10 protein-coding genes and 1 riboswitch are annotated in these 9,915 nt (G+C 61.1%); of the genes, 7 read left to right on the top strand and 3 right to left on the bottom strand.

Translation table 11 applies throughout. The features are described 5' to 3' along the window. Positions 1–358: 358 nt before the first annotated feature. The 4 genes from PG892_RS19890 (at position 359) to aqpZ (ending at position 3,236) form a co-directional block, all read left to right on the top strand. Positions 359–598, top strand: coding sequence for a hypothetical protein (locus PG892_RS19890; RefSeq protein WP_052815887.1), 240 nt, complete (start codon positions 359–361; stop codon positions 596–598). Between the two features lie 50 nt (positions 599–648). Then, positions 649–1,557, top strand: a complete 909-nt coding sequence (locus tag PG892_RS19885; protein WP_052815889.1) for a Gfo/Idh/MocA family protein — start codon at positions 649–651, stop codon at positions 1,555–1,557. Between the two features lie 165 nt (positions 1,558–1,722). Continuing rightward, positions 1,723–2,244: a crossover junction endodeoxyribonuclease RuvC gene (gene ruvC, locus PG892_RS19880; RefSeq protein WP_042074353.1), complete on the top strand. Its 522-nt coding sequence runs from the start codon at positions 1,723–1,725 to the stop codon at positions 2,242–2,244. A 305-nt stretch (positions 2,245–2,549) separates the two neighbouring features. After that, positions 2,550–3,236 (top strand): aquaporin Z, encoded by a 687-nt coding sequence (gene aqpZ / locus PG892_RS19875; protein WP_010673516.1) that lies wholly within the window; start codon positions 2,550–2,552, stop codon positions 3,234–3,236. 223 nt (positions 3,237–3,459) lie between these two features. Here the strand turns inward: aqpZ and PG892_RS19865 are convergent, their stop codons facing one another. Beyond that, positions 3,460–4,200: a lytic transglycosylase domain-containing protein gene (locus PG892_RS19865; protein WP_042878789.1), complete on the bottom strand. Its 741-nt coding sequence runs from the start codon at positions 4,198–4,200 to the stop codon at positions 3,460–3,462. Positions 4,201–4,542: 342 nt separating this feature from the next. On the opposite strand from PG892_RS19865, the gene PG892_RS19860 reads away from it, so the two are divergent. Beyond that, on the top strand, positions 4,543–4,983 hold the full coding sequence (locus PG892_RS19860; RefSeq protein WP_010673518.1) for a GNAT family N-acetyltransferase: 441 nt from the start codon (positions 4,543–4,545) through the stop codon (positions 4,981–4,983). Between the two features lie 4 nt (positions 4,984–4,987). Here the strand turns inward: PG892_RS19860 and PG892_RS19855 are convergent, their stop codons facing one another. Further along, positions 4,988–5,530: a DUF1439 domain-containing protein gene (locus PG892_RS19855; RefSeq protein ID WP_029313991.1), complete on the bottom strand. Its 543-nt coding sequence runs from the start codon at positions 5,528–5,530 to the stop codon at positions 4,988–4,990. 96 nt (positions 5,531–5,626) lie between these two features. Between PG892_RS19855 and cls the strand changes: the two genes are divergently transcribed. Both cls and PG892_RS19845 read left to right on the top strand, forming a co-directional pair. Next, the gene (gene cls / locus PG892_RS19850) at positions 5,627–7,108 is read left to right on the top strand and encodes a cardiolipin synthase (RefSeq protein ID WP_010673520.1); all 1,482 of its coding nucleotides are present in this window, start codon (positions 5,627–5,629) and stop codon (positions 7,106–7,108) included. Positions 7,109–7,217: 109 nt separating this feature from the next. Next, entirely contained in the window at positions 7,218–8,483 is a 1,266-nt protein-coding gene (locus PG892_RS19845; protein ID WP_052815890.1) for a DUF945 family protein, read from the top strand. Positions 8,484–8,543: 60 nt separating this feature from the next. Here the strand turns inward: PG892_RS19845 and purU are convergent, their stop codons facing one another. Continuing rightward, positions 8,544–9,380: a formyltetrahydrofolate deformylase gene (gene purU, locus PG892_RS19840; RefSeq protein WP_052815892.1), complete on the bottom strand. Its 837-nt coding sequence runs from the start codon at positions 9,378–9,380 to the stop codon at positions 8,544–8,546. Positions 9,381–9,586: 206 nt separating this feature from the next. Next, a riboswitch (FMN riboswitch) is annotated at positions 9,587–9,741 on the top strand. The last annotated feature ends 174 nt before the right edge of the window (positions 9,742–9,915 follow it).

Raw genomic sequence — 9,915 nt, 5'->3', positions numbered from 1 at the left:
GGCATATGGATTTAGGGACTCAGAATACTTTTTTCTGAAAATCAAGGCGGCCTTCCCCGGAAAGCCGCGATGAACCTCTTTTAAACGGTCACTGCTTGCGTCATACAAGCTCTCGGTATTGCACCTGGTACCCTGTGTGAGTGCGTCCGGATTAGTCCTCTTTATGCCAGGACGCTTTCTTTAATTCCCTAATTTCACAAGAGCCATCGCCAATGCTCGGCGGCAAGATGCACGGGCTGCTGGATTGCAGCTTGCTCCAAAAGATGGCTGTCCCAAACAGGGAAGGCTTTGTTATCTTGCCGGATGTGTCGGCAAGGGGCGCGTCCCCCTGCATATCTTCCTGCACAGGAGTCATCAGATGACGATCAAAGCAAGATCCAGAAGAGAGAAGGTGGGCGGCGGGCTTGGCTTGCTGCTCGGGATCATAGTTTTCAACCTGATCGCGCCCCTGCTGTTTGAGCGTCAGGCTGGCTTTGATGGTATGCAGATGATCGTAGCCATGGTCAGCGCCCTGCTCTGTTCCGAACTGGGATCCCGAATCGGCAAGTGGCTCGATGTCAGAGAGCAGGCCAAGGAACTGGCGAAAGAGCCCGAATAGAAAGCGCCGGATGTTACCCTGTGCCATCCCATCCGTTACAAGGAGTCCCCATGCGCATTGCCCTCGTAGGTCTTGGCGATATCGCCCAGAAGGCCTATCTGCCGCTGCTCGCCAGCGACGAGCGAGTCACCCCGCTGCTCTGCACCCGGAGCCCAGCTGTATTGGATAAGCTGGCCCGCCAGTACCGGATCCCCGAGTGCTTTACCGAGGTGGAGGCGTTGCTGGCTAGCCGCCCGGATGCGGTGATGATCCACGCCGCCACCTCGGTGCACTTCGCGTTGGCCGAGCAATGTCTGCGGGCAGGCATCCCCACCTTTGTGGACAAGCCGCTCTGCTTTGATTACGCCGAGGCGGAGGCGCTCGCCAATCTCGCCATCGCGAAGGGCTGCCCGCTGTTTGTGGGTTTCAACCGCCGCTATCTGCCCGCCATGGGCGCCGCCCGTGCCCAGCCGCTCACCGAGCTTCACTGGCAGAAGCACAGACACTATCTGCCTGGGGCGCCACGCCAGTTCCTGTTCGACGACTTTATCCATGTGCTCGACAGCCTCTGCTTCTACGGCGGCGTGCCGGACGGGGATCTTCATGCCGTGCTGCGGCGCAGTGCGCAGGAGCCGGACATGCTGGTGAGCGCGAGCGTGGCCTGGCAGAGCGGGCAGGTGGCGGTGAGCGGCAGCATGAACCGCAGCGCCGGCATCACGGAGGAGCGCATCGACGCCTATGGCGACAACCTCTCCCTGCATATCGAGAACTGCACCCGGGGCACGTGCGCGCGGGACAAGGCCGTGCAGACCCTGGCACCGGACGACTGGCAGCCGGTGCTGGCGAGCCGGGGTTTCGTGGCGATGCTCGATCACTGGTATGGGCAGGTTGAGCTGGGTCGGGCCGACGGGGCGTTGATTGAGAGCTATCTGCACGGCCACCGGCTGGCGGAACGACTGGTGGCCCTGGCGGGGGAGTGACCCCGTCGCAACCGGCCGGCATAACTGGCCAGAGAAGCGGCAGACCACTGTACAAGATGGCGCATCCCTGCGCAGTCAGGCGACCTGGGCGCTGCCGCGCGAGCCAAGCGGGGGCGAGTTTGCTATCTTGGCCGCCATGAACAGCCTTCAACACAGCAGAGTCTCATGAGCATTATCTTGGGGATCGACCCCGGCTCCCGGATCACCGGTTACGGCGTCATCCGCATCGTCTCCGGCAAGGCGCAGTACCTGGGGTCGGGCTGCATCCGTACCGATCTGGGCGAGCTGCCGTCCCGCCTCAAGCAGGTTTACGACGGGGTAAGCGAGATCATCACCCAGTTCAAGCCGGACGAGTTTGCCATCGAGCGGGTCTTTATGGCGCGCAATGCCGATTCGGCTTTGAAGCTGGGTCAGGCTCGCGGCAGCGCCATCGTCGCGGCGGTCAATGCCAGCTTGCCGGTGAGCGAGTACTCGGCGACCCAGATCAAGCAGGCGGTGGTGGGCACCGGCGGCGCGGGCAAGGAGCAGGTGCAGCACATGGTGATGCACCTGCTCAAGCTCTCGGCCACCCCCCAGGCGGATGCGGCGGATGCCCTCGGGGTGGCGCTCTGCCACTTCCATACCCGCCAGAGCCTGATCCGGATGGCGGGCCAGGCCAGCGGTTCGGTGCGCGGACGTTATCGCTGAGCCCGGTGCTCCGCCTTGGCAGAGTGCGAGAGAAGGGTGAGCCAGATACCGGTGCCTGCTGGCAAAAGCGCTGATTGAGTCACGACTTGTCGCACCTCCTCAGGGGACTCCCATGAGAAAGCCCCATGGGGCGGGACTGGTTCTCTCTACCTAATCAACAACTTGTGATTAAGATCACACATTTCCCCCGGTGCGGGCCGGCTTCGCCTTGTGCCGCCACACTCCCATAATATGGCGCCTGTTCAATAACAGTGTCCGTATGAGCCTTTCAGGTTCGCGTGTTAGTCATCATGGGAGAGACAAGAGTGAAACCTTTTGCTGCTGAATTTATGGGAACCTTCTGGCTGGTGCTGGGGGGCTGCGGGAGCGCAGTGCTGGCTGCCGCCTTCCCCAATGTGGGGATCGGCCTGCTGGGCGTCGCCCTGGCGTTCGGCCTGACCGTGCTGACCATGGCCTATGCCATCGGTCATATCTCGGGTTGCCACCTGAACCCGGCCGTGACCGTCGGACTCTGGGCTGGTGGTCGCTTCCCGGCCTCCAACGTGCTGCCCTACATCGTGGCCCAGGTGCTTGGCGGGATCGTGGCTGGTGGCGTGCTCTATGTCATTGCCAGCGGACAGGCGGGTTTTGATGTGAGCGCCGGCTTTGCTTCCAACGGCTATGGCGAGCATTCCCCCGGCGGTTACAGCCTGCTGGCCGCCCTGGTGTGTGAAGTGGTGATGACCGGTTTCTTCCTCTTTGTCATCATGGGCGCCACCGACAGCCGTGCACCGGCCGGGTTTGCTCCCATCGCCATCGGCCTGTGCCTGACCCTCATCCACCTCATCAGCATTCCGGTGACCAACACCTCGGTCAACCCGGCGCGCAGCACTGGCGTGGCGCTTTTTGTCGGTGACTGGGCCGTGGGCCAGCTCTGGCTGTTCTGGGTTGCCCCCATTGTCGGTGCCATTCTGGGTGCATTGGCCTATCGTGTGATCGCCACGAAAGAGTGATGTGTTGCTAGTTAACGTGTGGTATCGACACGCCCCCGGGCGTGTTTTTTTATGCCTGAAGGAATACCGGGCAGGGCGCCATGCCGACGATAGGGTACGGCATGATCACAGCCCCTTGGCGCTCAGCATCTCTTTGTAGCGCTGATGCAGCAGCTTGACCCGTTCCACATAGGCCCGGGTTTCGGCCAATGAGGGATGCCGCCGTGCTTGTACCGTACCGGTCCTACAACCCCTTGGCGCTCAGCATCTCTTTGTAGCGCTGATGCAGCAGCTTGACTCGTTCCACATAGGCCCGGGTTTCGGCATAGGGCGGTATGCCGCCGTGTTTTTGCACCGCACCGGCGCCTGCATTGTAGGCGGCGGTGGCCAGGGCCACATTGCCGTCATACTGCTTGAGCAGACCCGCCAGGTATTTCACACCGCCAAAGATGTTCTGCTCCGCCAGCAGGGCGTTGCCGACCCCGAGCTCGCGCGCCGTGGCGGGCATCAGCTGGGTCAGTCCCATGGCGCCCTTGCGGGAGACGGCCAGAGGATTGAAAGCGGACTCGGCATGGATAAGTGCCCGGATGAGGGCAGGCTCGACCTGATAAGCCTTGGCTGCCGCCTGTATGGTGCTGGCGTAGTCATAGAGGAAGAGGCCTGTTGTGCGCCAGTTGACCTTGGACGCCGGATCGCAGGCATAGCAGTCGTTGAACAGCAGCAGTTCGTAGTGACCCTGCTCCGGCATCATGTCGGAATAGCGTATGACCCCGTTCTTTTGTACCGACTTGTAGACCTGGATCTGACGGCTTGCAGGCTTAGCGGGTTCAGGGGAGGGGAGCGGCGCCGGGGTGAGCGCCACGGTACGCGGCGTGGGAACCGGGGAGGAGACTGCCGTCTCCGGGGTCAGGATCACCACCTCGGCCGGCGGCGGTATCTGAGCCGGGGCTGCGTGGGAAAACAGCGGCATCATGCCCAGCAACATCCATGCTTTCAACGGCTTGCTCCTTAAGCCTCGTTAGGCACGTTGAGTAAAGCATTCGGGATGGCGCAGAACAAGTGCCCGTGAACAGGGGAGGCTGGAAATGTGATGGCAGAGGGACGTCCCACCTGAGTGCTCACTCAGGACAAGGGGCGCGGCTCATGGCGTCAAGGGGCGGATGATCGCAACCTCGTCTTTTCCATCGAGTTATTGGCTTTTTTGTAAGTTAAAGGCGTGTTATCTTGCTGTTGCTCCACTCTGGTCTGATCTCTTCGTGGAGCCAGCGAGCGAGCAGGAGAGGGCCGGTATGGCCAGAGCGAAATGGGCATGACAAGCAGGCGAGCGATGGAGCTCAGATTCGAAGAGTACTGTGATGCGGATCTTTCCCTCATCAGAGACTATTACGAGACGACGTTTTCCCACTATGTGCCGGATTTGGCAGAACGGATTTTTGTGGTCCGTGACGCGCACTGGCTGGTGGGGGCTGTGCGCCTGCGCGATGAACAGGATTATTACCACTTGTGCGGCTTTCGTCTGCTCCCTCACTACCAGTCCCTGGGGCTGGGATCCCGCTTGTTGCAGCATGCCTGCCGCGATCTTTCCGACAAGCCCGTGATCTGTCACGCCCTGCCGTTCGAGAAACCCTTCTACCTCAAGGCGGGATTTGACCACCTTCCCCTGCATGAACTCGACGGGCCCCTCCACTCTCTCTATCACCAGCAGCACGAACAGGGTTACCAGATCGAGCTGCTGGTGCGTCAGGCGAAGGCGCCTGTTTTCAACTGACGTCTTATTGGGGTTTGGTCAGCAGGTGGATCTTGCCTGGTGACAGCTCCAGCCCCAGCAGATTTTCCTTGAGCCAGGCCTGATTGGGATCTTTGTCATCCAGCTTGTAGACAGGCTGGGTCTCCAGCCGTTTCTCCATGCTCTGCAGCAGCATCCTCAGCATGAAACCAAACTTCTGTTCCGCCGCGGCAGGCTCCAGCTTGTAATCGATGAGCTTCATGTTGTCGAGGAAGAGCGCACTCCTGGCCTTGTCGTAGCGGGGCCTCGCCTCATAGGTCATGTTGAGGCGCGCGTCGTACTCGGTCTGATCCGGGAGCGCGATTTTCAGCTTGCCTTTGCCAAACACCCTGGCGGTATCCGGGCTCTGGCGACCAATCTGCACATCGCTCTGCTCGAGTTGCACATGGGCCTTGATGATGCCGGGCAATTCCAGCTGTTTGTCCACTTGCACCTGGGACTGCAGGTACTGATTTATCTGCTGCTCATTGATGTCATATGAGCCTTGACCTAGCATGGCCAGACTCAGCAGCATAGATTGCAGGATCATGCTAACGACCTGATAGAATGGGTGTGCCCCATAGCATACCATCCCGACCCTGTGGGGTCTGCCCGTGCCATCTGTCCAATACACCAAGGAGTCGCCTTGCTCGACGGTCTGGAATACGACATTCAGTTGCTGTTTTCCCGCTTTCTCGGCTGGTTGTTGCTGTTGTTTCACACCGTGATCGTGGCTGGGATCTCCCTGCGGGTGGTGATGAAGCGACGTCCCATCGGGGTATCCCTCGCCTGGTTGGCCCTCATCTATGCCATCCCCTTCGCCGGGGTCGGTTTCTACGTGCTGTTTGGCGAGATACGCCTCGGTCGCAAGCGGGCGGAGCGGGCCCAGGCCATGTACCGTCCTTACGCCATCTGGATCCGCCAGCTCGCGCGCCTCTTCCCCCAGCACTGCTGCGAGGTGGGAAGCAAGGCACGCCCGCTCCACGATCTGATCCAGGGGCGCTTGGCCATGCCCATGCTCTCGGGCAACCGGATGACCCTGCTGCACAAGCCGAAGAGCATCGTAGAGGAGATAGTGCGCGACATCCGGGGCTCCTCCCAATCCTGTTATCTGGAGTTCTACATCTGGCACCCCGGCGGGGATGTGGACGAGGTGTGCGAGGCGTTGATGGAGGTGGCGGCACGCGGCGTGGATTGTCGTGTCTTGCTCGACTCCATCGGCAGCAAGACCTTCTTCCGCTCCTCCTGGCCCAAAACCTTGCGCGCCGCCGGCGTTAAAGTCGTGGAAGTGTTGCCGGTCGGCGCCTGGCGCATCCCGTTTCAGCGCCAGGACTTGCGCATGCACCGCAAGCTGGTGGTGATCGATGACAAGGTTGGTTACACCGGCTCCATGAACATGGTGGATCCCCGTTTCTTCAAGCAGGATGCCGGGGTCGGCCAGTGGGTCGACATCATGATCCGGGTGCAGGGCCCCGTGGTGCCGTTGATGTGGTCCACCTTCGTCTGGGACTGGGAGATGGAGACCGGCGAACGGCTGCTCGACAGTCTGCAACATGAGCCGGAAGCCTGGCCACAGACCAACTATCGGGCCCAGCTCATTCCCTCCGGCCCCTTCGTCGGTGGTGACTGTATCCAGCAGAGCCTGCTGCTCGCCATCTACCAGGCTCGTCACCATCTGGTGCTGACCACCCCCTATTTCGTGCCGGACGATCCGCTGGCTGCGGCCCTCTCTTCGGCGGCGGCCCGCGGCGTGCTGGTGCAACTGGTGCTGCCTGCGCGCAACGACTCCCTGATGGCGAACCACGCCAGCAACTCCTTCATGGAGGATCTGCTGGCGGCAGGAGTGGAGATATATCGCTATGATGCCGGGCTGCTGCACACCAAGAGCGTGCTGGTGGACGATGATTTCGCTCTGGTGGGCACGGTCAACCTCGACCGGCGCAGTCTCTGGCTCAATTTCGAGATCACCCTGCTCATCGACAACCCGGTGTTTGTCGCCGAGATGAACCAGCTGGTGCAGGGCTACATGCTGGAGGCTACCCCCATGTCACTGACCAGGTGGCGTGCCCGCCCCTGGTACAAAAAATTGCTTGAGAACATCTTCTACCTGTTCAGCCCCCTGCTGTGACAGCCAGAGCGTGGACCCCAAGCCGTTGTCTGGCTTGTGTTGATGCCCATCCTCCCCGTAGAGTGCGCCCATGCACCCGCCATTGAACTATTGTGGAGAAACAGAACTGATGAAGAAAAAAGTGGCCTTGGCCGTCGGAGCCGTGTTGGTGGTGGGAGGGCTTGGCGCCTGCTGGTACACGGGCAATACGTTCGACCGGATCCTGGCCGAGCAGATCGCCAGGGCGCAGCAGGAGAGCGGGATCGAAGTCACCTGGAGCCCAGAGACGGAGAATCTGTTTACCCGCGACGGCGTACTCAAGGTGGTGGTGCCGCCCCAGACGCTGGCGAGTTTTGATCCCCAACTGGCGGGGAGCGAGGCCATCGAGATGCAGTTCGCGTTCAACAGCCGCATGCTGCCGCTCTATATCAAGAGCCACCTCTTGCTGGACACCGCAGAGGGCTCCCTCGCACCTGTCTTCACGGCCCTCGGCATGGAGAAATGGCAGCTGGGGGCGGAGTCGGCCAGCAGCCTCTGGACCATGAGCAACAGCTCCCGATTCTGGGCCAGCGACTTCAAGGTCAAGGAGGGGCTCAACGAGTTCCAGTTCCTGCCCCTGAACGGCGACTACCGCGGCGATCTCGACGGCAATGGTCATCTGACCGCCCACTGGCTGGGCATGACGGTGCACGATGCGCAGAGCAAGACGGATCTGGCCCTGGCCGATCTCAAGGGCAGCGCCGACATGGCGGAGATTAGCGGCCTCTGGCTCTCGCCCCGCAGCGATGCGACCCTCTCCGCCCTCTCCCTGACACAAGGGGATCTCAAGGTCTCCCTGCAGGGGATGACCACCGCCACCCAGCTGGCGGGGGATGATGTCCAGACACTCTCCACCCGTTATCAGATGAAGGTGGCGTCTCTCAATCTGGAAAACGAGGAGGACAGCCTGGCGCTGACCGAGGGCAACCTGGATCTGGCGCTCAACGGGCTGGATCTGGAGGGGTACCAGCGGCTGCAGGAGGCCAGCAGCCAGCGGGTGGACGAAGCCGCCATCCAGGAGGCGCTGGACAAGATGCTCCAGCGGGGGGCCACGCTCCTGCTGACGGACCTCAGCGCCCGCCTCAACGGCGAACCCGTCAACCTGCAGGGGGAGGCCAAACTGGCCCCCACGACCCTGGCCGCGCTGATGGAGAGCGAGGAGGGGATGCAGGCCCTGTCAGGTCTGCTCCATGCGCGCCTTGGCGACAAGCTGGGCCAGGCGGTTCCCCAGCTGGCCCCCATGCTGAGCCAGTTTACCGACCTGGGTTACCTCAAGGTGGAGTCGGCGGTACTGAGCGCAGAGCTCAAGCTGGAGAAGGGACAGGTCACCGTCAACGGTCTGCCACTGCACCAGTGAGTGCCCCCGCAATGAAAAAAGGCTCCTTCGGGAGCCTTTTTTCTGGGGTCGGACCGCCGCTTACTTGAACACGACCGTCTTGTTGCCGTAGACAAAGACCCGTTCGTTCAGTACCAGCTCCAGGGCGCGGCTCAGCACGGATTTCTCCACGTCGCGACCGGCCTTGGCCATGTCGTCGGCGGTGAAGGTGTGGTCGACGTGGATGACGTCCTGCTCGACGATGGGACCCTCATCCAGATCGTCGGTGACGAAGTGGGCGGTGGCACCGATGAGCTTGACCCCGCGATCGAAGGCCTGGCGATAGGGACGGGCACCGATGAAGGCGGGCAGGAAGGAGTGGTGGATGTTGAGGATCTTGCGCGGGTAGGCCGCGACGAAGCTCGGGGTCAGCACCCGCATGTACTTGGCCAGGATGACGTAATCCGGCTGGTAGCCATCGATGAGGGCGCGCACCTGCTCTTCATGCTCGGTGCGGCTGAGATCCTCGTGGCTCACGCAGTGGAAGGGGATGTCGAACTTGCCTGTCAGCTCGCCCAGAGTGTCGTAGTTGCCGATCACCGCCACTATGTCCATGTCCAGGGCGCCGGCGTAGTTCTTCATCAGGATGTCGCCGAGGCAGTGGGTCTCCTTGGTCACCAGGATGACGATGCGCTTCTTGCCCGCCTTGACCAGGCGGCGCAGAGCGCCCACCGGCAGGGCATCGTCGAGGTCGGCCAGCAGGGTCTCGTCGTTGAAGCGCCCTTCCAGCTCGGTGCGCATGAAGAAGCGGCCGTTTTCGTGATCCACGAACTCGTCGTTCTTGTTGATGTTGAGCTGGTGCTTGTAGCAGATGTTGGTGATCTTGGCGATGAGTCCCTTGGCGTCGGGGCAATCGGTCAGCAGTATTTTCTTTTCCATCTCTGTCATGATTCCGTTGGTGTTGTTGGCGCCCAGTCTGCGCGGGCAGCACGTTTTTTTGGCACTATGCCACAAACAAAATCAGAAAAGACAGCGTGCCGTGCATCGGCGTGACCGGCTGGCGGAGGCGGGCCGCCGAGGGCAAGCGTTTGTCGTTGATGGGTTTTGGACTGGCATCCTGCGGCGATTTTCTTTAGGCTGTCTGCGCTTATTCTCAGGGCGGGGTGAAATTCCCCACCGGCGGTATCCCGATATGACTCGGGGAGCCCGCGAGCGCCCGACCCGGTTTGACCGGGCGGGGTCAGCAGATCCGGTGAGATGCCGGAGCCGACGGTCACAGTCCGGATGAAAGAGGATAAGACAGATATTGCTGGCAAGCCCCCTGTGGGCCGGCCGCTGCATGCCTATCTCTGTCTACCTTTCCATGCCCTGATTCTGGTCCTTGTCTTTTTTAGGAGTCTTATACCAATCAGATTAAAGATGTGATCTAATTGCTCTATTCTGGTTTCACTGTACTCAGTATGTCCGATCCAAT

The sequence above is a fragment of the Aeromonas sp. QDB68 genome, assembly GCF_027707405.1.
GTDB classification, from domain to species: domain Bacteria; phylum Pseudomonadota; class Gammaproteobacteria; order Enterobacterales; family Aeromonadaceae; genus Aeromonas; species Aeromonas caviae.
Note: the sequence above shows the minus strand (reverse complement) of the source record. Positions and strands in the feature narration are given on the sequence as shown.

Bases quoted from the DNA above. Each gene is read 5' to 3' on its own strand.
- PG892_RS19890 (WP_052815887.1), top strand. From the start codon at position 359: ATGACGATCAAAGCAAGATCCAGAAGAGAGAAGGTGGGCGGCGGGCTT.
- PG892_RS19885 (WP_052815889.1), top strand. From the start codon at position 649: ATGCGCATTGCCCTCGTAGGTCTTGGCGATATCGCCCAGAAGGCCTAT.
- ruvC (WP_042074353.1), top strand. From the start codon at position 1,723: ATGAGCATTATCTTGGGGATCGACCCCGGCTCCCGGATCACCGGTTAC.
- PG892_RS19865 (WP_042878789.1), bottom strand. From the start codon at position 4,200: ATGTTGCTGGGCATGATGCCGCTGTTTTCCCACGCAGCCCCGGCTCAG.
- PG892_RS19860 (WP_010673518.1), top strand. From the start codon at position 4,543: ATGGAGCTCAGATTCGAAGAGTACTGTGATGCGGATCTTTCCCTCATC.
- PG892_RS19855 (WP_029313991.1), bottom strand. From the start codon at position 5,530: ATGATCCTGCAATCTATGCTGCTGAGTCTGGCCATGCTAGGTCAAGGC.
- PG892_RS19845 (WP_052815890.1), top strand. From the start codon at position 7,218: ATGAAGAAAAAAGTGGCCTTGGCCGTCGGAGCCGTGTTGGTGGTGGGA.
- purU (WP_052815892.1), bottom strand. From the start codon at position 9,380: ATGGAAAAGAAAATACTGCTGACCGATTGCCCCGACGCCAAGGGACTC.